Annotated in this window: 20 protein-coding genes; 13 read left to right on the forward strand and 7 right to left on the reverse strand. The window is 69.6% G+C overall.

The window, feature by feature from the left end:
• Positions 1 to 8: 8 nt before the first annotated feature.
• The 7 genes from mfd (at position 9) to BCR15_RS03680 (ending at position 8,202) form a co-directional block, all read left to right on the forward strand.
• Positions 9 to 3,491, forward strand: a complete 3,483-nt coding sequence (mfd, locus tag BCR15_RS03650; protein ID WP_068750536.1) for a transcription-repair coupling factor — start codon at positions 9 to 11, stop codon at positions 3,489 to 3,491.
• A 79-nt stretch (positions 3,492 to 3,570) separates the two neighbouring features.
• Positions 3,571 to 4,080 carry a hypothetical protein gene (locus BCR15_RS03655; RefSeq protein WP_068750538.1) on the forward strand — a complete coding sequence of 170 codons (510 nt, stop codon included), beginning with the start codon at positions 3,571 to 3,573 and terminating at the stop codon, positions 4,078 to 4,080.
• A gap of 9 nt (positions 4,081 to 4,089) precedes the next feature.
• Positions 4,090 to 4,698, forward strand: a complete 609-nt coding sequence (locus BCR15_RS03660) for a nucleoside triphosphate pyrophosphohydrolase (protein ID WP_068750540.1) — start codon at positions 4,090 to 4,092, stop codon at positions 4,696 to 4,698.
• A gap of 77 nt (positions 4,699 to 4,775) precedes the next feature.
• Positions 4,776 to 6,056, forward strand: a complete 1,281-nt coding sequence (gene eno, locus BCR15_RS03665; RefSeq protein WP_068750542.1) for a phosphopyruvate hydratase — start codon at positions 4,776 to 4,778, stop codon at positions 6,054 to 6,056.
• 31 nt (positions 6,057 to 6,087) lie between these two features.
• Positions 6,088 to 6,723 carry an FtsB family cell division protein gene (locus tag BCR15_RS03670; protein ID WP_141680025.1) on the forward strand — a complete coding sequence of 212 codons (636 nt, stop codon included), beginning with the start codon at positions 6,088 to 6,090 and terminating at the stop codon, positions 6,721 to 6,723.
• A 52-nt stretch (positions 6,724 to 6,775) separates the two neighbouring features.
• Positions 6,776 to 7,279, forward strand: coding sequence for a DUF501 domain-containing protein (locus BCR15_RS03675; RefSeq protein ID WP_068750544.1), 504 nt, complete (start codon positions 6,776 to 6,778; stop codon positions 7,277 to 7,279).
• The gene (locus tag BCR15_RS03680; protein WP_068750546.1) at positions 7,276 to 8,202 is read left to right on the forward strand and encodes a Ppx/GppA phosphatase family protein; all 927 of its coding nucleotides are present in this window, start codon (positions 7,276 to 7,278) and stop codon (positions 8,200 to 8,202) included. The genes BCR15_RS03675 and BCR15_RS03680 overlap by 4 nt, the downstream gene beginning before the upstream one ends.
• Before the next feature lie 18 nt (positions 8,203 to 8,220).
• On the opposite strand, the gene BCR15_RS15425 is transcribed toward BCR15_RS03680, so the two are convergent.
• From BCR15_RS15425 to BCR15_RS03700, 4 genes are all read right to left on the reverse strand, one after another.
• A complete protein-coding gene (locus BCR15_RS15425) occupies positions 8,221 to 9,639 on the reverse strand; it encodes a flotillin family protein (protein ID WP_068750548.1) in 1,419 nt (472 codons plus the stop codon).
• Between the two features lie 20 nt (positions 9,640 to 9,659).
• Complete coding sequence (locus tag BCR15_RS03690) at positions 9,660 to 10,178, reverse strand: NfeD C-terminal domain-containing protein (protein ID WP_068750550.1); 519 nt, start codon at positions 10,176 to 10,178, stop codon at positions 9,660 to 9,662.
• Between the two features lie 68 nt (positions 10,179 to 10,246).
• A complete protein-coding gene (locus tag BCR15_RS03695) occupies positions 10,247 to 11,590 on the reverse strand; it encodes a hypothetical protein (RefSeq protein WP_141680026.1) in 1,344 nt (447 codons plus the stop codon).
• A 166-nt stretch (positions 11,591 to 11,756) separates the two neighbouring features.
• Complete coding sequence (locus BCR15_RS03700; RefSeq protein WP_068750554.1) at positions 11,757 to 12,617, reverse strand: hypothetical protein; 861 nt, start codon at positions 12,615 to 12,617, stop codon at positions 11,757 to 11,759.
• A gap of 140 nt (positions 12,618 to 12,757) precedes the next feature.
• Between BCR15_RS03700 and BCR15_RS03705 the strand changes: the two genes are divergently transcribed.
• Genes BCR15_RS03705 through darG form a run of 5 tightly spaced genes read left to right on the forward strand, consistent with a single transcriptional unit; the run spans position 12,758 to position 19,081 of the window.
• Positions 12,758 to 14,614 carry a hypothetical protein gene (locus tag BCR15_RS03705; protein WP_068750556.1) on the forward strand — a complete coding sequence of 619 codons (1,857 nt, stop codon included), beginning with the start codon at positions 12,758 to 12,760 and terminating at the stop codon, positions 14,612 to 14,614.
• 2 nt (positions 14,615 to 14,616) lie between these two features.
• Positions 14,617 to 16,194 (forward strand): class I SAM-dependent DNA methyltransferase, encoded by a 1,578-nt coding sequence (locus BCR15_RS03710; protein WP_068750558.1) that lies wholly within the window; start codon positions 14,617 to 14,619, stop codon positions 16,192 to 16,194.
• A complete protein-coding gene (locus tag BCR15_RS03715; protein WP_141680027.1) occupies positions 16,194 to 17,348 on the forward strand; it encodes a restriction endonuclease subunit S in 1,155 nt (384 codons plus the stop codon). The genes BCR15_RS03710 and BCR15_RS03715 overlap by 1 nt, the downstream gene beginning before the upstream one ends.
• Positions 17,345 to 17,983, forward strand: coding sequence for a type II toxin-antitoxin system toxin DNA ADP-ribosyl transferase DarT (darT, locus tag BCR15_RS03720; RefSeq protein ID WP_068750561.1), 639 nt, complete (start codon positions 17,345 to 17,347; stop codon positions 17,981 to 17,983). Before BCR15_RS03715 ends, darT begins: the two co-directional genes overlap by 4 nt.
• Positions 17,984 to 17,986: 3 nt before the next feature.
• A complete protein-coding gene (gene darG, locus BCR15_RS03725; RefSeq protein ID WP_083196574.1) occupies positions 17,987 to 19,081 on the forward strand; it encodes a type II toxin-antitoxin system antitoxin DNA ADP-ribosyl glycohydrolase DarG in 1,095 nt (364 codons plus the stop codon).
• Between the two features lie 196 nt (positions 19,082 to 19,277).
• Here the strand turns inward: darG and trhA are convergent, their stop codons facing one another.
• The 3 genes from trhA to BCR15_RS03740 all read right to left on the reverse strand — a co-directional run bounded on the left by trhA (position 19,278) and on the right by BCR15_RS03740 (position 20,783).
• Positions 19,278 to 19,916, reverse strand: coding sequence for a PAQR family membrane homeostasis protein TrhA (gene trhA / locus BCR15_RS03730; RefSeq protein WP_218058940.1), 639 nt, complete (start codon positions 19,914 to 19,916; stop codon positions 19,278 to 19,280).
• 315 nt (positions 19,917 to 20,231) lie between these two features.
• Complete coding sequence (locus tag BCR15_RS03735) at positions 20,232 to 20,546, reverse strand: type II toxin-antitoxin system PemK/MazF family toxin (protein ID WP_068750567.1); 315 nt, start codon at positions 20,544 to 20,546, stop codon at positions 20,232 to 20,234.
• Between the two features lie 3 nt (positions 20,547 to 20,549).
• Positions 20,550 to 20,783 carry a YlcI/YnfO family protein gene (locus BCR15_RS03740; RefSeq protein WP_068750569.1) on the reverse strand — a complete coding sequence of 78 codons (234 nt, stop codon included), beginning with the start codon at positions 20,781 to 20,783 and terminating at the stop codon, positions 20,550 to 20,552.
• 121 nt (positions 20,784 to 20,904) lie between these two features.
• Here BCR15_RS03740 and BCR15_RS03745 point away from each other — a divergent pair, with 121 nt between their 5' ends.
• Entirely contained in the window at positions 20,905 to 24,021 is a 3,117-nt protein-coding gene (locus BCR15_RS03745; RefSeq protein WP_068750571.1) for a type I restriction endonuclease subunit R, read from the forward strand.
• The last annotated feature ends 8 nt before the right edge of the window (positions 24,022 to 24,029 follow it).

Here is a 24,029-nt window from a genome sequence, read left to right on the forward strand (position 1 = left end):
ATGGCGACGTGTTGTTCCCCGGACTGCTGACCGCACTCGAGCGCGACCACGCCGTCGCCGCGACGCTGGCCGATTCCCGCCGCTCGGGCGTCACGACGCTCGACGTCACCGCCGTCCCCGCGTTCTTCCCGGTGCTGACGGCGGCCATCGCGGAGGAATCGGGCCGCACGGTGCTGCTGGTCACCTCCACCTACCGCGAGGCGGAGCAGGTGACGGCGGAGCTGGGCGGGTTGCTCGGCGAGGACGCCGTGGCCTACTACCCGGCCTGGGAGACCCTGCCCCACGAGCGGCTGTCGCCCCGCGCCGACACCGTGGGCCGCCGGCTGTCCGTGCTGCGCCGCCTCACCGGACACGCCGAGCTCCCGGTGCCGCGCGTCGTGGTGGCACCCATCCGCTCCGTGCTGCAGCCGCAGGTCAAGGGGTTGGCGGACATGGCCCCCGTGCGGATCGCCGTGGGGGAGGAGTACCCCCTGTCCACGCTGCTCGCGGACCTCTCCGGCGCCGCCTACACGCGCGTCGATCTCGTGGAACGGCGCGGCGAGTTCGCGGTGCGTGGCGGCATCGTCGACATCTTCCCGCCCACCGAGGAACACCCGGTGCGCGTGGACTTCTTCGGCGACGAGGTGGAGGAGATCCGGTCGTTCACCGTCGCCGACCAGCGCTCCACGGGCGACACGCTGCCCGAGATGGTGGCCCCGCCGTGCCGGGAGCTCCTGCTCACCACCCCGGTCCGCGAGCGCGCCCGGGCGCTGGCCGCCCAGCACCCCGAACTGGGGGACATGCTCGGCCGCATCGCCGAGGGTCACGCCGTCGAGGGCATGGAGGCGCTCACGCCCGTGCTGGTCGACGGCCTCGAGCTGCTCGTCGACGTGCTGCCGGCCGGGTCGCTGATCCTCGCGTCGTCGCCGGAGCTCATCCGCGCCCGCGCGATCGAGCTGGTCCAGACGAGCCAGGAGTTCCTGGAGGCCAGCTGGGCCGCGGCGGCCGGCGGGGGCACCTCGCCGATCGACCTCGGCGCGTCCGCCTACTGGAGCCTCGCCGACGTCCGTCAGCACGCGCTGGCCGTCGGCCACCGCTGGTGGTCGCTGTCTCCGTTCGCGGCAGACGACGAGCAGACCATCGACGCGGACTCCGTGCACTCCCGCTCGGTCAAGGTGGGGGCCGTCGAGTCCTTCCGCGGTGACACGGAGGCCGCAGCCCGGCACATCGCCGAACGCCGCGCGGCCGGCTGGGGCGTGGTGCTCAGCGTCGAGGGACGCGGCCTGGCGCAGCGCATGGTCGAGCTGCTCGACGAGGCGGGCGTCCCCGCCGGCATCGACGACCTCACCGAGCCACCGGGTCCGGACCGGGTGACGGTCGTCGTCGCGACGCTCACGCACGGCTGGCGGGCCGATGAGGCCAAGGTCGAGCTCATCACGTCGACGGAGCTCACCGGACAGACGGTCACCGACCGCTCCGAACGGAAGCTCCCCAGCCGCCGCAAGGCCACCATCCAGCCGCTCGAACTCAAGGCCGGCGACGCGATCGTCCACGAACAGCACGGCGTCGGGCGGTTCGTGGAGCTGGTGCAGCGCGTGGTGCAGGGCGCCACCCGCGACTACCTCGTCGTGGAGTACGCGCCCAGCAAGCGCGGACAACCCGGGGACCGGCTGTACGTGCCGATGGACCAACTCGACCAGCTCAGCCGCTACGTGGGGTCGGAGGCGCCGGCGCTCGACAAGATGGGCGGCGCCGACTGGACCAAGCGGAAGGCCAAGGCCCGCAAGGCCGTCCGGGAGATCTCGGCCGAGCTCATCAAGCTCTACGCGGCCCGGCAGGCCACCCGAGGGCACGCCTTCGGGCCGGACAACGTGTGGCAGCGCGAGCTGGAGGACGCCTTCAGCTTCGTGGAGACGCCGGACCAGCTGTCGGCCATCACCGAGGTGAAGTCCGACATGGAGAAGATCGTGCCGATGGACCGGCTGATCTGCGGCGACGTCGGCTACGGCAAGACGGAGATCGCCGTGCGGGCCGCCTTCAAGGCCGTGCAGGACGGCAAACAGGTGGCGGTGCTGGTGCCCACCACGCTGCTGGTGTCGCAGCACTACCAGACCTTCGCGTCGCGGTTCGCCGGCTTCCCGGTCCACCTCGCGCAGCTGTCGCGGTTCCAGTCCGACGCCGAGTCCAAGAAGATCCTCGACGGCCTGGCCACCGGCCGCATCGACGTCGTCATCGGCACGCACCGCCTCCTGAGCAAGGAGGTCCAGTTCAAGGACCTGGGGCTGGTCGTCATCGACGAGGAGCAGCGGTTCGGCGTCGAACACAAGGAGCGCCTGAAGGCCATGCGGGTCAACGTCGACGTCCTGTCGATGTCCGCGACCCCGATCCCCCGCACGCTCGAGATCGCCATCACCGGCATCCGCGAGATGAGCGTCATCGCCACGCCTCCGGAGGAGCGGCACCCCGTCCTCACGTTCGCCGGGCCCTACGACGACGCGCAGGTCAAGGCAGCCATCCGGCGCGAGCTGGCGCGCGAGGGTCAGGTGTTCTTCGTCCACAACCGCGTCGGCACGATCGAGAAGACGGCCGCGCACCTGCGCGAACTCGTGCCCGAGGCGCGCATCGTCACCGCGCACGGCCAGATGAGCGAGACGCGCCTGGAGCAGGTCATGCTCGACTTCTGGGAGCGCCGGGCCGACGTCCTGGTCAGCACCACCATCGTCGAGGCGGGCCTCAACATCCAGAGCGCCAACACTCTCATCATCGACCGCGCCGACACCCTCGGACTGTCCCAACTGCACCAGCTGCGGGGCCGCGTCGGCAGGTCCCGCGAGCGCGGCTACGCCTACTTCCTGTATCCGCCGGACAAGCCGCTGACGGAGGCGTCGCACGAACGCCTCGCTACGATGGCCGCCAACACGGACCTCGGCTCCGGCATGGCCATCGCCATGCGGGACCTCGAGTTGCGCGGCGCCGGCAACCTGCTCGGCGAGGACCAGTCCGGGCACATCGAGGGCGTCGGCTTCGACATGTACCTGCGCATGGTGGGGGAGGCCGTCGCCAGCTACCGCGGCGACGACGTCGAGCCCGAGCCGCAGATGCGCATCGAGCTGCCCATCGACGCCCACCTCCCGGAGGACTACATCGAGTCCGAGCGCCTGCGCCTGGAGATGTACAAGCAGATCGCGGAGATCCGCACGGAGGCCGACATCGAGGCCGTCCGGGCCGAGCTGGCGGACCGCTACGGGGAGCCGCCGGCCCCCGTCGTCGCCCTGCTCGGGGTGGCGCGGCTGCGGATGCTGGCCCGCGAACACGGAGTCCAGGAGATCGTCCCCCAGGGCAAGGTGGTGCGGTTCGCGCCGGTCACGCTGCCCGATTCCCGGCAGGTGCGGCTGCGCCGGCTCTACCCGGGTGCCACCCTCAAGCCGGGCGCCGAGCAACTGCTGGTGCCCAAGCCCGACGGGGACCACCTCGCCTGGGCCACGACGCTGCTGACCCAGCTGTACGGCTGACGCCATCGGGCCGCCGGAGAGCCATGCGCTAGGCTGGCCCGCGGTGTCACCGCCCTCCTGTTCCACCGAGAGGACCCCCATGAAGCTGACCCGCCTCATCCCGATGGCCGCGGTCGTCGCGGCAACCGTCGCCGCCGGCTGCAGCCCGATGCCGAGCACGGCCGCCCAGGTCGGCGATGCGCGGATCTCGGAGGCGCAGCTGACCCGCGTTGCCGAGGGCTGCGAGTCGGTCGGCCTCGGGCCGGACCAGGTGCAGCGCAGCCAGCTCCTCATGTCCGAGATCCTCGGTCTCATCGCCGAGGACCTCGCCGCGGACAACGGCCAGACCGTGACCGACGAGGAGGCGCAGGCGGTGCTGCGCGAGACCAACGGCACCAGCCCCGCGCTCGGCAATCCGGACTGCGCCCGGGTCGCCGCCAGCGGCGCGAAGCTGCAGATCCTGGTGACGAAGCTGGGGGAGAACGCCGACATCGCCGCGCTTCAGCAGCAGTTCGAGGCGGTCGACGTGCAGCTCAACCCGCGCTACGGCTCGTGGGACCCCGCCGGCGCCGGGATCACCGGCACCGGGTCGCTCTCGGTCCCCTCCTGAGCCGCCCGGATGGCCTCTGAACTCGAGCGGCTGCGCGGCATCATGGCCGAGCTCCGCACGAAGTGTCCCTGGGACGCGGAGCAGACCCACCGGTCGCTGCTGAACCACCTCATCGAGGAGGCGTGCGAGGTCGTCGACGCCGTCGAGGCCGGGGACGACACCGAACTGGTCGAGGAACTGGGCGATCTGCTGCTTCAGGTGTACTTCCATGCCCGCATCGCCGAGGACGAGGGCCGCTTCACGCTCGACGACGTGGCCCGCGGCATCTCCGACAAGCTCGTCAGGCGGCATCCGCACGTGTTCGCCGACGAGGACGTGCCGTCGGACATGTGGCAGTCCTGGGAGGAGCGCAAGCGCGCCGAGAAGGGCCGCTCGTCCGCCCTCGAGGGCATCGCGCAGTCCCTGAGCGTGCTCGGGCGGGCGCACAAGGTGGTGTCGCGGACACGATCCCACGGCGTCGCCGTCGACCTGCCCGACGAGCCGATCGATGAGGAGAGCGTCGGCGCGGAGATCGTCGCGCTCGTCGCCCGCGCCCAGGCCCACGGAATCGACGCCGACGCCGCCGCCAGGCAGGCGCTCAGGGCGCTCGAGGAACGCATCCGCAGCGCGGAAAGTTAAGCCGTCCCGCCGACGCTTTCCTGCCCCTGGATAGCTAGGCTGGACCCGCAAGAGAACAACTCTTCGAAAGGGAGCACATGGCATCCATCGAATTCATCCAGGCACGCGAGATCCTCGATTCGCGCGGCAACCCGACCATCGAGGTCGAGGTCGAGCTCGAGTCGGGTGCGAGCGGTCGCGCCGCCGTCCCGTCGGGTGCCTCGACCGGCGCCTTCGAGGCCGTCGAGCTCCGTGACGGTGACAAGGGCCGCTTCGGCGGCAAGGGCGTGCTGACCGCCGTCCAGAACGTCACCGAGGCCATCGGTGAGGAGATCCTCGGGCTCGACGCCTCCGAGCAGCGCCTGGTCGACATGGCGATGCTGGAGCTCGACGGCACCGAGAACAAGGCCAAGCTGGGCGCCAACGCCATCCTCGGCGTCTCGCTCGCCGTCGCGCACGCCGCGGCGGAGGAGGCCGGCCTGCCGCTGTACAAGTACGTCGGTGGCCCCAACGCCCACATCCTGCCCGTCCCGATGATGAACATCCTCAACGGCGGGTCCCACGCGGACTCGAACGTCGACATCCAGGAGTTCATGATCGCCCCCATCGGCGCCGAGAGCTTCGCTCAGGCCGTCGAGATGGGCGCCGGTGTTTACCACGCGCTCAAGGCCGTCCTCAAGGAGAAGGGCCTCAACACCGGCCTCGGCGATGAGGGCGGCTTCGCCCCCAACCTCGAGTCCAACCGCGCCGCCCTCGACCTCATCCTCGAGGCGATCAAGAAGGCCGGCTACGAGCCCGGCGCCGACGTGGCGCTCGCGCTCGACGTCGCGGCGTCCGAGTTCTACAAGGACGGCGGCTACCAGTTCGAGGGCACCTCGAAGACGGCCGACGAGATGATCGACTACTACGCCGAGCTCGTCGACGCCTACCCGCTGGTGTCCATCGAGGACCCGCTGAACGAGGAGGACTGGGACGGCTGGAAGGCCATGTCGGACCGCCTGGGCAGCAAGGTCCAGATCGTCGGCGACGACCTGTTCGTCACCAACGTCACCCGCCTGCAGAAGGGCATCGACACCGCCACCGCCAACGCGCTGCTGGTGAAGGTCAACCAGATCGGCTCGCTGTCGGAGACCATCGACGCCGTCGACCTCGCGCACCGCAACGGCTACCGCACGATGATGTCGCACCGCTCCGGTGAGACCGAAGACGTGACGATCGCCGACCTCGCGGTGGCGCTCGGCTGCGGCCAGATCAAGTCGGGCGCCCCGGCGCGCACCGACCGCGTGGCGAAGTACAACCAGCTGCTGCGCATCGAGGACGACCTGGACGAGGCGGCCGTCTACGCCGGCCGTTCGGCGTTCCCGCGTTTCAAGGGCTGAGTTACCCGGCCTGATCCGGCACACTGGGTCAGTGCCTCAGACTCCTCGGAACAAGCCGACACGCAGTGGTCCGGGACGCGGTACGCCGCGGTCCCGGACCACTGCGCGTCCGGGGGAGCGCAGCACCCGCCCCCGGGTCGAACCGCTCCCGGACCGCGACGTCACCGCCGCGATGGACCCCAAGCCGGGCCCGATTCCCCGCGCGCAGCGCGCCATGTCCGCGACGTGGCGACTCATCGTCCTGCTCGTCGTGATCGCGGGGCTCGGTCTGGTCCTGGCGCACTCGTTGCGCGTCTACTTCGCCCAGTCTCAGGAGATCGCCGCGGTGCGGGCCGACATCGCCGCCAAGCAGGAACAGATCGCCGATCTCGAAGACAAGCTCAACCGCTGGAACGATCCGGAGTACGTACGCTCCGTCGCCCGGGTCCGGCTCGGGTGGGTCATGCCCGGCGAGGTGGGCTACCGCGTGATCGGCGCTGACGGTCAGCCGCTGGAGGGCGCCGAGATCGAGACCCCGGCGGATCGCGAGGAGCCGGGACTCTGGTGGGAGAAGATGTGGCGGTCGGTGGAGATCGCCGATGCGCCGGAGCCTGAGCCCACCCCCGCCCCCAGCCCGGAGCCGGACCGCACCATCCAGCCGAGTCCTGCCCCCACCCCCGAGCGCTGACTCTCGGCGGAGTCCGACCCGCTAGGCTCGGACGTCGAGTGAGGAGGCGCCCATGAGCGAGCACACCCAACCGAGCGACGAGGATCTCGCCGCCGTCGCGGCGCAGCTCGGCCGCGAACCCCGCGGCGTGCTGGCCGTGGCCTGGCGCTGCCCCTGCGGGAAGCCTGGCGTCGTCACGACGGCACCTCGCCTCCCCAACGGGACGCCGTTCCCCACGACCTACTACCTGACCTGTCAGCGAGCCGTCGCGGGCTGCTCGGCGCTCGAGGCCTCCGGCCTCATGACCGAGATGACGCAGCGCCTGGCCGAGGACGAGGACCTCGCGGCGCGGTACCGGGCGGCCCACGAGGCGTATCTGGCGGACCGGGCCGCGCTGGGACACGTCGAGGAGATCGACGGCATCTCCGCCGGCGGCATGCCGAACCGCGTCAAGTGCCTCCATGTGCTCGTCGGTCACGCCCTGGCGGCAGGGCCGGGCGTCAACCCGCTGGGCGACGAGGCCCTGGAGCGGCTCGGCGAGTTCTGGGCCAACCCCTGTGCGCAGGAGGACGCATGACCACCGTCGCCGCCGTCGACTGCGGCACCAACTCCATCCGCCTGCTCATCCTGCGTCGGGAACAGGACGGCAGCATCACCGAACTCGCCCGTGAGGTGCGCCTCGCGAGGCTCGGTCAGGGCGTCGACGCCACCGGGGAGTTCCACCCGGACGCGCTGGCCCGCGCCAACGTGATCTTCGAGGAGTACGCGGGGCTCATCGACGCAGAAGGGACAGATGAGGTGCGGTTCGTGGCGACGTCCGCCGCGCGCGACGTCAGCAACCGCGCGGAGTTCGAGCGCAACGTCCGGGACCGGCTGGGCGTCGCCGTCGACGTCATCACCGGTGACGAGGAGGCCCGCCTGTCCACCATGGGCGTGTTGAGCGGCGTCGACGCATCCACCCCGGCCCTCGTCTTCGACATCGGGGGCGGCTCCACCGAACTCATCGTGGTCGACGACGGCGCCGCGGTCCGATCCGCCCTCAGCCTCGACATCGGCGCCGTGCGCATCAAGGAACGCTTCCTGCACTCGGATCCGGCTACCGCCGACGAGGTCGCTGCCGCGCGCGAGCACGTCGGAGCGCTCCTCGACGGGGCGGGCGTGGATTTCGCGGCCTTGAAATCGGCCATCGGGGTGGCGGGGACCGTCACCAGCGTCGCGGCGTCGGTCCTGGGCCTGCAGCAGTATTCGCGCCAGGCCGTGCACGAGACGGTGCTCAGCCGCGCCGACATCGACCGGACCGTGTCGCGTTGGTTGGCCCAGACCGCTGAGCAGACGGCCACCGAGCCGTGCATGCATCCGCTCCGCGCCGCCGTGCTCGGGGCCGGCGGCCTGATCCTGGACGAGATTTCCCGCCGCGTCCCGGACGGGGCGGTGCTGGTGAGCGAGACCGACATCCTCGACGGCATCGCGCTCGGTCTCCTCGGCCGGACTGCCGGCTGAGGAGACCGAGCGCCTCCGTCACTCGGCCGAGGCGCGATCCCTCGAGGCGAACCGGTCGAGGGCCGCGGTGAGGTCGTAGCCGGTGGTGTCCTTCACCATCTGCAGCGTCTGCAGCATGTTGGTGGTCACCGTCTTCGGGAGAGCCGAGGCGCCCTCGGTGGAGACGACCGTGAGGGTGTCGATGCCGGCCATGGGCGCGGCCACCTTCTCCGCGATCTGCGGCAGCACCTCAATCAGCATCTGCAGGACGGCCGCGTCGTTGTAGTGCGCGAAGGCTTCGGCCCGCTTGTCCATCGCCTCCGCCTCGGCCTGACCGACGGCGAGCACGGCGGCCGCCTTCGCCTCGCCCTCGGCGCGGACCGCCTCGGCCTCCGCGGTACGACGCGACTTCTCGCCCACTCCCGTGAGTCGGGCCTTCTCCGCCTCCGCCTCGGCGTTGGCGATCGACGCCGCCTTCCGGGCCTCGGCCTCGAAGATCGCGGCGTTGCGCTGCGCCTCCGCGGCGGTCTCGACGCGGTACCGCTCGGCGTCTGCCGGCCGGCGCACCTCGGTGTCCAGCTGGCGCTCCTTCAGCGCCGCCTGCGCCACGGCCACCTTCTCCTGCTCCAGCAGGATGGCCTGATCCCGGTCCGCCTGAGCCAGGGGCCCGGCCGCGGCGGCCTGCGCGCGGGCGGCGTCCGTCTCCGCCTGGATCTCGGCCTGCTTGAGGACGAGCGCCCGGTTGGCGATCGCGATCTCCTGCTCGGCCGCGATCTGCGCCTGCTCGGCCTCGCGGCGTGCCTCCGCCTCGGCCACGGCAGCCATCCGGCCCAGCTTGGCCGACTCGGGGCGGCCGAGATCGGACAGGTAGGAGCCGTCGTCGGTGATGTCCTGGATCTGGAACGTGTCGAGGACGAGCCCCTGACCGGTGAGCGATGACTCGGACTCGTCGGTGACGCGCTGGGCGAAGGCGGCGCGGTCGCGGATGATCTGCTCGACCGTCAGCGACCCGACGATGGAGCGCAGCGACCCGGCCAACGTCTCCTGCGTGAAGGTCTCGATCTCGCCCTGCTGGGACAGGAAGCGCTGCGCCGCGGCGCGGATGGAGTCCTCGTTGCCGCCGACCTTGACGATGGCGACGCCGTCGACGTTGAGCTTGATGCCCTGCCCGGACACCGCGTTGCGGATGGTCACCATGATGCGGCGGGACGACAGGTCCAGGACGTGGAGGCGTTGGATGAACGGCACGACGAACACGCCGCCGCCCATGACGACCTTCTGGCCGCTGAGGTCGGTGGACACCAGCCCGGTCTCGGGGTTCCGCACCTCCTTGCCTTTGCGTCCGGTGATGATGAAGGCCTCGTTGGGCTTGGCCACCTTGTAGCGGCTGGCGATGAGCAGGCCCACGAGGAGCAGCAGGAGGAGGAGCCCTCCTACGGCGAGGACGGCGGGTGGCATGGGGCGCCTTTCTGTCGGGTTCAGTTGGTGGAGTCGGGCAGTGCGGCCGCCGGGGTGACCTCGACGGCGGTGGGGGAGACGATGGCGGAGATCCACACGTCGGTCCCCGTTGGGATGGGCGAGTCGGCGCGGGCGGCGAGCTTGCGGACATGCCCGGCGATGCTGACGTGGACCTCGCCGTAGCCCCCGACGGGGATGGCGGTGATGACCCGGGCAGGGTGGCCGAGCATGGCGTCCGGGCGGAGCGCGGCTGAGTTATCGCCGGAGCGCAGGGCGCGGGTGAGGCTGATGGCGCCCCAGGCCGCGGCGGCACCGACGACGATCCCCGCGAGGACCGCCAGCAGGGTGTTCGGCACGAGCGCGAGCGCCAGCGCGCCGCCGAAGCCGAACGCTCCGATGAAGGCGGCCAGGCTGGACACCGAGAACAGGTCGCTGTCCAGGGCGTCGAGGCCGAGGACGCCGTCGAGGACATCGCCGATGACGAGGGTCACCACGACGAGGGCGAGACCGATCCCACCGATGAGAAGGAACGTGGTCATGGCTGCACCCTTCCGTGGGCGGACGCATCCACCCTAGCGGGAGGCCAGGTCAGCGCGACTTGGCGGCCCTAGTCAAGCGGGCGGGTGCCGGTGGTGGTGACTTCGTAGGTGAGGCCGAGTGGGCTGGACCAGATGAGTTGTCCGGGTCTGGGTTGGTCGACGCGCCAGGCGCGGTTGGTCTTGGCGCGGTGGGCGGTGCGGCCCAAGGGTGCGAGGTTCCCGACGCGGGTCTGCCCACGGCGGCCGGGCCGGTGGCTGCGGGTGTGGTCGACATCCAGGCCCTGGGACCGGTGCTGCCGGTAGAGGAACATGTCGTTGTCGAACGCGAGCAGGATGCCCCTCTTCAGCGGCACCGACGGCACGTACTGGTCCTCGGCGGGCAGCTCGGGCAGGTCGATGACGGGCTGGACCTTCACATCCAGCCCGGGCAGCAGCTCGGCCAACAGCGCGGTGGTGATGTGGCCCGCCTTGTCGACGCGGGCGGCGCCGGTGAGCCGGCCGACGGCATCGGTGTGGATGTGGACCGCGAGCTCGAGGGTGGGGCGCAGCCGCGACAGGGGCGCGGTGATGGTCCCGCACAGCGCGCCGAGGCAGTGCGGATCATGCCGCTGCCCACCCGCCTCGAAGGCTGGATCGCCGACCGGATCGTCGACCGGGTCGTCGAGTAGCGACGGCTGCGCGGCGCGCTGCAGCAGCGCCAGCGCGTAGGCCGGGTTGGCCAACACGCCCAACGCCTTCGCCCGCAGGATCGTCCTGGTCTGCTCGGGCTGCTCCACGGCCAGAATGTCGGCGACCCGATCCACGGCCGCATCCAGGTAGCGGGCATCCAGCACGTCCAGGCGTCCGGTGAGGTTCATCACACCCTCGTACAGACCCCACACGTGGACCCCGCGATCCGCGCGCTGCTTGACCTCCCGCGCGGCGGCACGTGCCGGGTCGGCCTCGATGATCAGCTTCTTCAACCAGTTGAACGCCGCGGTCCAGCCGAGCTTTCCCTGCCGCCCGAGCCACCGGCTCGTGACCTGCTCGGCCACCTCCTGCGGCAGGCCGCTGCACAGATCGGCCGCCTTACACGCCCGTGCTGGCTCGACCTCGAACAACCGCACCGCCCGAAACAGCTCCGGATGGCGATACTTCAGGTTCAGCGCGTCGGCGAGCTTCGTGGCCGCCGCCATCGGCGTGCAGCGCAGCAGCCCCGCCAACTCCAACGCGATGAACTCCGACACCCCCGGCGTCCCCGCCCCACCCACCGTGACCTTCCGCTCGGCCAGGATCTCATGGACCTCGTCACAGCCGACCGAGTACTCCTCAGCCAACTCGCACAACAACGCCACGGTGTTGGCCTCCGCGACCCGGCGCAACTCATCCGCGGAACGCAACTGCTCCGCGATCCTGCGCGCCACCTCTGTCATGACCCCCACGCTACGGACCACCACCGACAATTTCCGATCGTGCGAGCGAATCTGTGGATTTCCAGTCAGATTCTCTCTGGTCCTGGGTGAGCATCACAGGGCCGCCGGCGAGTCAAGTGCCCCCCAGAACACTCGTCTCGCCGGCGGCGGCTCGCGGGTCCTCCACTCAGGAGGCGGCGACGGTCCACGCCCCATCGGCGGTGATGAGCAGGAGGGAGGGGCCAGCCATCAGCGGCACACTGCCCTCGTAGGGACCGATCTCGTTGATGAGCAGATTGGGCCAGGTGCCATCGGACTGATGGACCACAAAGTTGGCCGACCCGGTATGGGTGATCGATGCCACGGCTGCCGGCCCCTCGTACTTGTAGACGGCGTCGCCGCTGCCCTTGAGTGGCCCGGTGGCTAGCGGTGCCGTGGTGATGGGGGCGATCTGGACGGTCCATGCCCCATCGGCCGTGATCTGGAGCATGCCGCTCTCGTCCCCCATCAGCCCGTAGGACACGGTGCCGGAGTAGGCGCCGATCTCGTTGACCAGCAGCTCCGACATCTGATTGGAGCCGTCGAGAGTCTGCAGGACGAAGTTGGCGCTGCCCTCGTGGGTCGCGGTGATGAGGGCTGCTTGGGCCTCCGCCGGGAGTTGGATGACCGAGTCGCCGGTACCGGCCCCAGCGATGGGCGTGAATGACCCGAAGCGCTCGGAGTAGGGATCAGGCGCCGTCGTCGCGGTCTCGGCAGGTGCGGCTGTGCTGGTGTCCACGGGAGACGACGCGGGTGCCGAACTGGCGGATGCGGGCGCGGACGCCGTGACTTCGGTCGGTGCGGAACTGGAAGTCGACGTGGTGGCGGCTGGGCTGCTGGCCGCAGGGGCGGCTGCGGGTGTCGTCTCGTCAGGATCGCCGAGGGCCCCGCCGATGCCGGCGAGGAGGACCAGTCCTGCGGGAATCAGGACGCGCTTCTTGCGGTACCAGGGTCGGGTGGCCGGCACGGGCGCCGCGCCTGCCGTCGGCTGCCACTGGGGAGTGGTCATGGTGTCTCCTTCGGATCGAGATGGCATCAGGTTCACACCCGACGACGAAAATGACACGTCATGTTGTGATAAGGGGGCTTATCCAAGACATTCCCCACCAAGGGGCGGCATGGCTAGACTGCGGCCGAGGAGGAACAGAGATGATGATCACCGCAGCTGACGTGGCGCTCATTGCGCGCGTCCGGAGGCCAGTGGTGACTATGTGGCGCAAGCGGTACACGGGGACCGACGCGTTTCCCCCGGCCGACGCGGAGGGGCGCTTCGACGCTGACCGCGTCGTGGCCTGGCTCGCTGAGCACGGGCGCGGGAACAACCCGCAGCCCGAGCGAACGCTGCCGCTGCTCGGCATGCTGATCGGGGCGCGCACGGACGTGGCGCGGGCGATGGAGCTGTCCGCCGTGCTCGCGCTTCGGGCGGCCTACGGCGATGACCTCGTCGACGATCTCACTTCGCGCGGAGCGGCACTCGGCGGACTCGACAAGCTGGACCGGCTCGGCTGCTTCGGCAGCGAGGTCCTGGCTCTCGGCCCTGGCCTGCCGGAGACTGCCGCGGCCGTCGACGCCTTCCTCGACGAGCGCTTCGGCGCGGCCGACGCCATGCGGTGGTTGACCGACGACTGCCTCGTCCGCCACCTCCCGACCTTCGCCGCCGCAGGTCTGTCTGACGCGGCAGCAGGGCTGGTGGCACAGGCCGCCGTGGCGCTCGCGGACCTCTCCCCGCAACCCTCCCTCCTCGATTCGGCAGGCACCGGCTTCTCCTGGCTGCAGCACCTTCCCTCGGAGTGGCCCGCGCCGGTGGGGATCCGGATGCACGAGTCACCGGTGGGCCGACACTCCCGGCGGGTCCTGCAGGTGGGGGAGTGGGACGCGCAGCCGGTGGACGACGAGCGCGGCTGGGCCGTCGCCGTCGACGCCGCCCTAGACGGTGAGCCCTCGGCGCTGTTCGCGCGCGCTGCGCTCGGTGACGACGGCCAGGTCCGCCTGGTGCTGGGCCCCGCCAGACTGCTCGCCGATCCCGCAGGGGATGTGGCCGCCCGCGACGCACTCCTCCGCGACGGCGTGGTCCGGGCGGTCGTCAAGCTACCGGCGGGCTGCCGGCCCGCCCACCCGCGCGAGGCGCTGGCGCTCTGGCTGGTGGCAGAGCGCGACGAGTTGCCGTTCGAGCAGCATCGCACCTTCGTCGCTGACCTCACCGGCTCGGATCTGACGGCCCCGCTGGTCGCCGACCTCGTCGTCGATCTCACCGTCGCCGCGCAGGACCTCCCCGCCCAGCAGCACCGAGCGTGGCGCGTCCTGCGCCCGGCCCTCACCCGGCACCTCCTTGCCCGCGGCGGCTCACTCGTGTCCACCTCGCAACCTCCGTCTGGCAAACACACCTCGGCGCCTTCGCCGGAGGAGCTGCGGGCCAAGGCCGCCGCGGCCGGCGTCGACGGGGTCCAGGTCACGCCCGGCGTCGGGGCACCCCGCCGCGACACCACCGCCCAGGCCGGCCTCACCGACGGATGGCTCAAGCTCCTCCCCGGCTCCCGGGTCTCGCCCGCCCAGCTCGGCGACGGCGACCTCACCGTCTGGACGGTCGACGGCGGACGCCTCGCCCCGGCGGCCACCGCGGACCGGCTCACCGCCCTCGCCCGCCCCAGCACCTGGCTGACGCAGCCGGGGGACGTGATCCTCGGCCCCGGACCGACCGCCGTCGTCGACCTCGACGGCGGCTCGCTCGTCGCCGCCCCCGCCCGCGCGCTGCGCCTCACCGCCGACGCGCCCGTGACCGCCCAGCAGCTGGCCCGCGCCGTCGCCACCGCACCGCGCGGCACCAGACCGTCCCAGTGGCGGCTCACCCCGCTCGATCCCGCCCAGCGCGCCGCACTGTCCGCCGCGGCTGACAGGATTGGGCAGCGTCGGGCAGAGCTCACCGCGCAGCTCGACGCCCTCAACTCGTTCGAGGACGCCCTCCTCGACGCCTGCGAGACCACCACCATCACCCTGGAGACCCGCTGACCATGGCCAGAACACCCGCCGCCCCCGCCGCGCCCAGCACCGCGAAGGAGCTCAAAGACCTGCTGTGGAAGTCGGCTGACAAGCTGCGCGGCTCGCTGGACGCCAGCCAGTACAAGGACATCGTGCTGGGGCTGGTGTTTCTCAAGTACGTCTCCGACGCGTTCGAGGAGCGCCGCGAGCAGATCCGTGAGGAACTCATCATCGAGGGCTACGACGAGGCCACCGTCGCCGAGACGCTGGAGGACCGCGACGAGTACACCGGCTCCCAGGTGTTCTGGGTGCCGCAGGAGGCCCGGTGGTCCTACCTCGCCGCGCACGCCAAGGGCACGCCGGACAAGTCCACCGGCGAGCTCGTCGACGACGCCATGCGCCGCCTCATGGAGGAGAACAAGTCGCTGGCAGGGACGCTGCCCATGGTGTTCAACCGGTCCAGCGTGGACATGCGCCGCCTCTCGGAGCTGATCGACCTGCTCAACGGCGCCCGCTTCACCGGCGCCGGCGCCACCAAGGCCCGCGACCTCCTGGGCGAGGTCTATGAGTACTTCCTGGAGAAGTTCGCCCGCGCCGAGGGCAAGCGCGGCGGCGAGTTCTACACCCCCGCCGGCGTGGTGCGGGTGCTCGTCGAGGTGCTGCGCCCCACGTCGGGCCGCGTCTACGACCCCTGCTGCGGATCGGGGGGCATGTTCGTGCAGGCGGAGAAGTTCCTCGAGTCGCACCACCGCTCGCCCGGCAGTATCTCCGTCTACGGGCAGGAGCTGAACGAGCGCACCTGGCGGATGGCGAAGATGAACCTGGCCATCCACGGCATCCTCGGCAATCTCGGCCCCACCTGGGGCGACACCTTCGCCCGCGACCTCCACCCGGACCTCAAGGCCGACGTGGTGATGGCCAACCCGCCGTTCAACATCAAGGACTGGGCCCGCCGCGAGGATGACGCCCGCTGGGCCTACGGCGTCCCGCCGGCCGGGAACGCCAACTACGCGTGGCTGCAGCACATCCTCAGCAAGCTCACCCCCGACGGTCAGGCGGGCGTGGTGATGGCCAACGGCTCGATGTCGTCCAACAGCGGCGGGGAGGGTCAGATCCGCGCCGAGATGGTGGAGGCCGACGTGGTGAGCTGCATGGTGGCGCTCCCCACCCAGCTGTTCCGCTCCACCGGCATCCCCGTGTGCGTGTGGTTCCTGGCCAAGAACAAGGGCGCCGCCGGCGAGGCGACGATGGACCGCCGCGGCCAGACGCTGTTCATCGACGCCCGCAACCTCGGCCACATGGTCGACCGGGCGGAGCGCGCCCTGAGCGACGACGACATCGCGAGGATCGCGGGCACCTTCGCCGCGTGGCGGGGCATCGAGGGCGAGTACGACGACGTCCCCGGCTTCTGCCGCTCCGTCCCGACGGCGGAGATCAAGGCCGCGGGCTACGCCCTGACCCCTGGCCGCTACGTCGGTACCGCGGCGGTCGAGGACGACGGCGAACCTCTCGATGAGAAGATCGAGCGGCTCACCGAGGAGCTGTTCGAGGCGATGGACGAGTCCGCCCGCCTCGACGCCGTCGTCCGCCAGCAGTTGGGACGGCTGTGATGCCGGCCCTGGGTGATCTCGTCCAGATCTACGACGGGCCGCATGCGACGCCTACGCGCCGCGATTCAGGGCCCTACTTCCTCAACATCTCCAGCTTGAAGTCGGGACGGCTCGATCTAGGAGAGTCTGATCACGTTTCGGAAGAGGACTTCGTCCGCTGGACTCGCAGGATGCAGCCGCGGGTGGGTGACCTTCTGTTCTCCTACGAGACGCGGCTCGGAGAAGCGGCACTCATGCCTGACGGGGTTCGGGCCTGTCTGGGACGACGAATGGGAGTGTTGCGTCCAGACCGGGCGCTGCTCGAACCTCGGTATCTCCTGTACTACTTCCTTTCCCCGCTCTTCCAGGAACTCATTGCGGAGAGGACCGTTCATGGCGCGACCGTGCCGCGCCTACTTCTGAGTGAGATGGCGTCGTGGCCCGTGGAGGTGCCGGACCTCGCCACCCAAACCGCCATCGCCGACGTCCTGGGAGCGCTGGACGACAAGATCGCCGCCAACGAGCGGGTTCGGCGAGCAGTTGGGGAGCTGTCGTCCGTGCTGTTTGCCTCTGCTACCCGCGACTCCCGAACGGCTCGACTCGGAGACTGCGCGAAGCTCAATGAACGGACGCTCAAGCCTGGCTCAGGCTCCATCCGCTACCTCGACATTTCGTCCGTCGGCGTAGGCGAGTTCGCTCAACCCATCGAGATTGCGTGGTCGGAGGCACCCGGACGTGCCCGTCGCGGCGTTCAGAACGGCGACATCATCTGGTCGACTGTTCGCCCGGAGCGCAGGTCCCATGCGTTGATTCTCGATCCCCCTGACGACCTGGTCTGCTCCACCGGCTTGATCACGATCACGCCGACCAAGGTCGGGTCAGCCTTCCTTTACGAGGCGACGCGCACCCAAGAGTTCGTAGACTTCCTGATCGCTGGTTCTACGGGCTCCGCGTACCCCGCAACGAACGCGGCCGTCTTCCTTGAAGCGCCCATTCCCCTGCCTGACGCGACAGTGCTGGGCGAGTTCGAGGCTCAGATGGGCCCGGCTTGGAGGAGGGCAGCGGTGGCGGCGGAGGAGTCACGCCGCCTCGCCGCAACGCGCGACGCCCTCCTCCCTGAGCTCATGTCCGGCCGACTCACTGTGGACGGCGTCACGGGAGGGGCGTCGGAATGATCCACGCAGACGCACGGGGAGGTGAGGCGACCCGGGTCTTCCACTTCACACACATCGATAACCTGTCGACCATCGCCCGTGAGGGGCTTCACTGCGACTCCACGGTCCAGGGCAACGGCTTACTGCTGCAGGAGGTTGGGAACCAGGACATCAAGGAACTGCGACGCCGCCGACGGGTGCCGGTGCCTCCGGGTGGTGTCGTTTCCGATTACGTTCCGTTCTACTTCGCTCCGCGAAGCCCGATGATGTTCGCCATCCACAAGGGTAAGGTGCCGACCTACCAGAAGGGTTGCGACGATGTCGTGTACCTAGTCTCAACGCTCGGACAGCTGCGTGCGGCTGGGCAGCCAGTGCTCCTTACCGACCGAAACGCGACCCTCGCGGTTGCAGCGTTCGCGACTGACGCGGGCGATCTCCGGATCGACTGGGACTTGATGGGAGAGCCGATCTGGAAGAACACTGACGAGTACCCCGACCGTCGCGAGAAGAGGATGGCGGAGTGTCTCGTCCATCGACTCGTTGAGCCAAATGGCATCAGAGCGCTCGTGACCAAGACCCAAGCGGTTGCGGACCGGGTGGGTAGACTCGTGGGCGCCACCTGGCCGGTTTATGTCCGAGGTGGATGGTACTTCTAGGACATGGAGACTGCAGTGATTGTGCGCGGCGAGGGCAACCTCCTTGAAGCGCAGGTCGATGCGTTGGTCAACACCGTCAACACCGTCGGCGTGATGGGCAAGGGAATCGCCCTGCAGTTCAAGCGCGCCTACCCAGAGATGTTCGAGGACTACGCACGGGCAGCCAAAGCGGGCGAGCTCGCGGTTGGATCGATGCACGTGTGGGCCACGGACGCGGCTCACGGTCCGCGGTACGTCATCAACTTTCCCACCAAGCAGCACTGGAAGGGCCGCTCGAAACTGGAGTACATCGAGGCTGGCCTACGTGATCTTCAGCGGGTGGTGCGAGAGCTTGACATCGAATCCGTGGCCTTGCCTCCACTCGGATGTGGAAATGGTGGCCTGCGTTGGGAAGTCGTTCGCCCGCTGATCGAAAAGGCCTTCGCCGAGAGCCCGGTGGCAGTGACGCTGTTCGAGCCCTCCGGCGCTCCTGAGGCGGCTCGGATGCCCGACAGGCGCACGAAGTCCAGGATGACGCCCGGTCGCGCCGTGCTCCTCCGCAGCATGCAGCGTTACGTGGATTCTGCGCTCGAGGACCCGTCCCATTTGGAGTTGCAGAAGCTTCTGTACTTCCTCCAGGAGGCGGGCGAGCCGCTGAAGCTTCGCTTCGCGAAGGCGCGTTACGGTCCGTACGCCGACAACCTGCGCCACGTGCTGGTCGAGCTTGAGGGCCACTACGTCGATGGCTATGGAGATGGCACAGACCCCGTCACCGAGTTTCGACCCATCCGGCTCCGGTCTGATGTCGGTGCCCCGGAACCAACTCCTGAATCTGCGGAGCGTCTAGACCGCACCATGAAGCTCTGCTCGGGTTTCGCGACGCCCTTCGGCATGGAGCTTCTGGCAAGCACCCACTGGGTTGCCACTCACGAGGGTGCTCAGGACCTTGAGGACTGCACAGCTGCCCTATGGCGCTGGAACCCGCGGAAGCGAGACCTGTTCACGGCCCACCACATCGAGACGGCGTGGACCGCCCTCCATGCCCAGGGATGGCTGGATCAGCCCTCCAGCGGGGAAGTGGCAGCTGGTACAACAGTCGACGCGATCCAGCGAGCCTGAGTCTCGAGCTCACTGCACATCACTGAGCGCTCACTGAACAACAGTGATGTGCAGTGAAGGAGAGTGACGAGTGAGGCCGGGACTGATGGACCTTGATCTGAGCACCGCGACCGTGCAGAGCCTTGACACTTTTCGAGTGTGGACGGAAAGCAGAACTCCGAGTGGGGCACGCGGCGTCATCTCGACTAGGCCTGGATCACGCGGGTAGCACGTAGAGATACATCAAGAGGTAGTGCAGGAACGCCGCGACGGCCACGAGCACGTGCCAGATCTCGTGAAAGCCGAAGATCCCGGGCCACGGGTTCGGCCGCTCGATCACGTAGATCACGAAGCCCGCGCTGTACACCAGGCCGCCCGCCGCCAGCAGGACCAGTGCGGCCGGCGGGAGCGAGACGTCCGCGCCCAGCAGCGCGATGGTCATCCAGCCCAGCGTGATGTAGAGGGTGTTGGTGACGTACTTCGGGACTCGTCGCCACACGGAGCGCAGCACGATCCCCAGGATCGCGACGGCCCACACCGCGCCGAACACCGCCCATCCGTACACGCTGCGGAAGAGAACCAGCACCAGGGGAGTGACCGTGCCGGCGATCAGGGTGAAGACGGAAGCGTAGTCGAGCGTCCGTAGCGCCTCGTTGATTCGGGGGCCGCGATCGAGCCCGTGGTGGAGCGTGCTCGCCGCGAAGAGGGTCATGAGGGACAGGCCATAGATGCTGAAGCCGACGATCTTCCACGGGTCTCCCTGCGCGATGGCCTGGGAGACCAGCAGGACCGTCCCGAGGACCGAGAAGCAGAAGGCCACCAGGTGCGAGAGGGTGTTGAACCGCTCGTCGGTCACGTGGACGCTGCCGTCCCTGCTTCTGATAGCGCTGTTCACAAGCCGCCTTCCGCCGTGTGGCCGTGCGTGAGGGGGGTCCCGTCACGACGCACTTTACCGGGGCGAAACTGTCGTATCTGCGACCTAGCGTCGGCGTCAGGAGTCGACACTCAGGTCGGCTCGCGAACGGTAGGAGGTCCTCGTAGGGTGGAGGATTCTCGGTCGGCGGCCAGGCGCGCGGCGCGTGACAGCGGAGTTCTTCCACGCCATGGGTCGGCCCGTGAAAAGCCGCCGTGCACAATCCATGAGATGCGTCACGGCTGTGCAAGCCGTTCGTCAATCAAGCAACGCGATATCGAGGTCGTAGGCCAGGACGACCGCCCGGGCGAGCTCGGCCTCCTGCCCGCGGGTCAGAAACCCGACGGTGCGCCCGAGTAGCTTACTCGGAACGGTGACGACGTTGTCGAGGGAGATTACGCCGTCGTGGTCGAGGCCGTTGGCAAGGCCGACCGGGACTTCGCTGGACAGGCCCTTGACGGTGGAGGTGATCGGCGCGATCGTGACTTTCGTCATGGCCGCCCGCGCGGCCTCGCGAGTCAGAACGACTGCTGGCCGTGTCTTGTCGAGCCGGACCAGGCAGATCTCACGCACGGGTCAGTCCTCGACGGTGGTGTGTGTGACGGACCAGTTGACCAGCTCGTCGAGCTCCTCAGTGGTGCCCCGCTCGCGCAGGATGGCGGCGTCGTCCTCGGCAACCTGACGGCGCATCTCGCGCTCGAGGGCGCGAGCCACCAGTGCTGCTCGGCTGGGAGCGTTGCCGGCGGCCACGGACTTGTCCAGGAAGGCCACCATGTCGTCGGGGAGTCGGATCGCGATCTGCGTGCTCATGTCACCATCATACCGGAGTGGGTCCCATAGTGGGATGCATGCCATTCTTGCTCAACCTGGATAACGGGCGTTCTCGCACGCCGCGTCGGATGCGGACAGACATGCGGGCAGACTAGGGCTCATGCTCGAAGACGACCTCGAACTCCTCGCCCACGACTACCTGGGCGAGCTCGGGTGGCGTCCGGTTCACGGCTCCGAGCTCAACGCCCGCCGCGGGTCGGCCGCGGACCCGGTCCTCGTCGTCGACTTCCGCGCGGCGCTGGCCCGGCTCAACCCGGCGGTGCCCGCGACACTGCTGGACCAGGCCGTCACAGAGATCCTCTCGCCGGCGTCGCAGGACGCCGCCTCGGAGAACCTGCGCCTCCACGAGCTCATGGTGCACGGCTACCGCGGGGTCAGCTGGCTGGAGCCCGACGGCACCGAGCGCACGCCCACGCTGCGGCTGATCGACCCCGACCCGTCGGCCAACGACTGGCTGGCCGCTCGCCAGGTGATCGTCCGCGACCGCGACGCCCACCGTCGCTTCGACCTCGTCCTCTACTGCAACGGCCTCCCCGTCGGCATCGTCGAGCTGAAGAACGCCGGTGACCAGTCCGCCACAGTCGCGACGGCGCACGCCCAGCTCGCCACCTACCTGCGCGAGTTCCCGATGGCCTTCCGCGCGTGCGTGGTCACGCTCCTCAGCGACGGCGTGGTGGCCAAGTACGGCAACCCGTTCGCCCCGCTCAACCACTACGCCGAGTGGAACGTCGACGACGACGGCCTCCCGCTCGCCGACCAGGCGCCCGCGCTCGAATCGCTGCTCGACGGCGTGGCCAACCTGGAGCGCTTCGGCCAGCTGATGCGCAACTTCACCGCCTTCGCGGAGGGGGAGGGCCGCATCCTCAAGCGCACCGCCAAACCGCACCAGTACTTCGCCGTCACCAAAGCCGTCGGCCGCACAGTCCAAGCCGTCGAGAGCGACGGCAAGGCCGGCGTCGTGTGGCACACGCAAGGCTCCGGCAAGTCGCTGGAGATGGAGTTCTACACCAACCTCCTCCTGCGCACCCCCCGGCTGCAGAACCCCACCGTCGTGGTGGTCACCGACCGCACCGAGCTCGACGGTCAGCTCTTCGACGGCTTCGCCGCCTCCAAGCTGTTCCCCGAGAAGCCGGAGCAGGTCTACACCCGCGAGGCTTTGCGCACCGCGCTCACCGAGCGCAACTCCGGCGGCATCCTGTTCACCACCCTGCAGAAGTTCGGCCGCACCCAGCAGGAGCGCGAGGCCGGGCGCGAGCACCCGCTGCTGTCGGGGCGCCGCAACATCGTGGTCATCGTCGACGAGGCGCACCGCAGCCACTACGACGACCTCGACGGCTACGCCCGCCACCTCGCCGACGCCCTCCCCAACGCCACGCTCATCGCGTTCACCGGCACGCCCATCAGCTTCACCGACCGCAATACGCGTGAGGTGTTCGGCGACTACATCGACATCTACGACCTCACCCGAGCCGTCGCCGACGGCGCCACGGTGCCCGTCTACTACGAGCCGCGGCTCGTCACCGTCGGGTTCGACGACGGCGTCACCGCCGAGCAGCTCGACGCGGCAGCCGACGAGCTCACCCGCGACCTCGACGAGACCGAGCGCGAGCAGGTCGAGCGGTCCGTGGCAGTCATCAACTCCATCTACGGCGCGCCCGAGCGGCTGCGCACGCTGGCGGCGGACATCGTCGAGCACTGGGAGAAGCGCCGGGCCCGGATGTACCCGGAGATCGAGGGGCCGGGCAAGGGCCTCATCGTGTGCGCGACCCGCGAGATTGCAGCCAACCTGTACTCGGCCATCGTCGCGCTGCGGCCGGACTGGCACTCGGATGCCATCGACGGCGGCCGCATCAAGGTGGTCTACTCGGGCACCGCTTCGGACCAGCCCCCGATTAGCGACCACGTCCGCCGCGAGTCCGAGAACAAGGTGATCAAGAAGCGGCTCGCCACCGCCGAGGACCCGCTGGAGCTGGTCATCGTCAAGGACATGATGCTTACCGGCTACGACTCGCCGCCGCTGCACACCCTCTACCTCGACCGCCCACTCAAGGGCGCGCTGCTCATGCAGACCCTCGCCCGGGTGAACCGCACGTTCCGCGGGAAGTCCGCTGGTTTGCTGGTGGCCTACGCCCCGCTCACCGACAACCTCGCTCACGCCTTGGCCGAGTACACCCTCTCGGACCAGCGCGAAAGGCCGATGGGGCGCGACGTCGGCGAGGCGGTCGAGCTGGCGCGGGCCCTCGTCGAGCAACTCCGCGACCTGGTCCGGCCCGTGAACTGGAGGGCCAAGCTCGGCACACCTAGAGGCTGGATGGACGCGGCCCGGCTGCTGACGGCCTGGCTGCGGGACCCGCGGAATCCGGGGAACCGCGTGGCGGAGGGGCACGCGACGCTCACCGACAGGTACCGGCACCTCACCACGCAGCTCGGCCGCGCGTGGGCGCTCTCGGCCGGTGCGGACAACCTCGCCGACATCGCCGACGAGGTCCGGTTCTACGTCGAGGTGCGCGCCTGGGTGGCGAAGCTGGATGCCGCAGAGAGGGAGGCGGACGGGCGGCCGGTGCCCGAGGAGGTGGCACGGGCGCTGCTTGCCGTCGTCGAGGACTCCACCGACTCGCGCGACGTCATCGACATCTATCAGATGGCGCAGATCACCCCGCCAGACTTCGACCATCTGGCGCCGTCGGTGCTGGAAGAGGCGCAGGCGTCGCAGAACCCGCAGCTGGCGATCGAGGCGTTGCGTGCCGCGCTGCTCCTGGAGGCGGCGCGCGTGTCGGGCCGGAACCTGGTGCGGCAGCAGACGTTCGGCGACCGAGTGGCAGACGTGATCAACCGTTACACCAACGGGCAGCTGACGTCCGCTGAGGTGCTTCTGGAGCTGTGGCGGACAGCGGAGGAGATCGCGTCGGAGGCGCGGCGGGGCGAGCAGTTCGACCCTCCGCTCGGCACCGACGAGCTGGCCGTCTACGACGCCGTCGCAGCCAACGACTCCGCCATGGAGGTGCTGGGGCAGCCGGTGCTGGGGCAGATCGCTCGCGAGCTCGTGGAGATGCTCAGGCGCGACGCGAAGACGGACTGGACGGTGCGCGACGACGTGCGCGCCTCGATCCGGGCCAAGATCAAGCGGCTGCTGCGCAAGTACAAGTATCCGCCGGACCGCTCCGAGGAGGCGGTGAAGCTGGTGGTGCAGCAGATGGAGGTGCTGTCGCGGGGATAAACTCGCCG

The organism is Tessaracoccus lapidicaptus (assembly GCF_001693815.1).
Lineage (GTDB): Bacteria > Actinomycetota > Actinomycetes > Propionibacteriales > Propionibacteriaceae > Arachnia > Arachnia lapidicapta.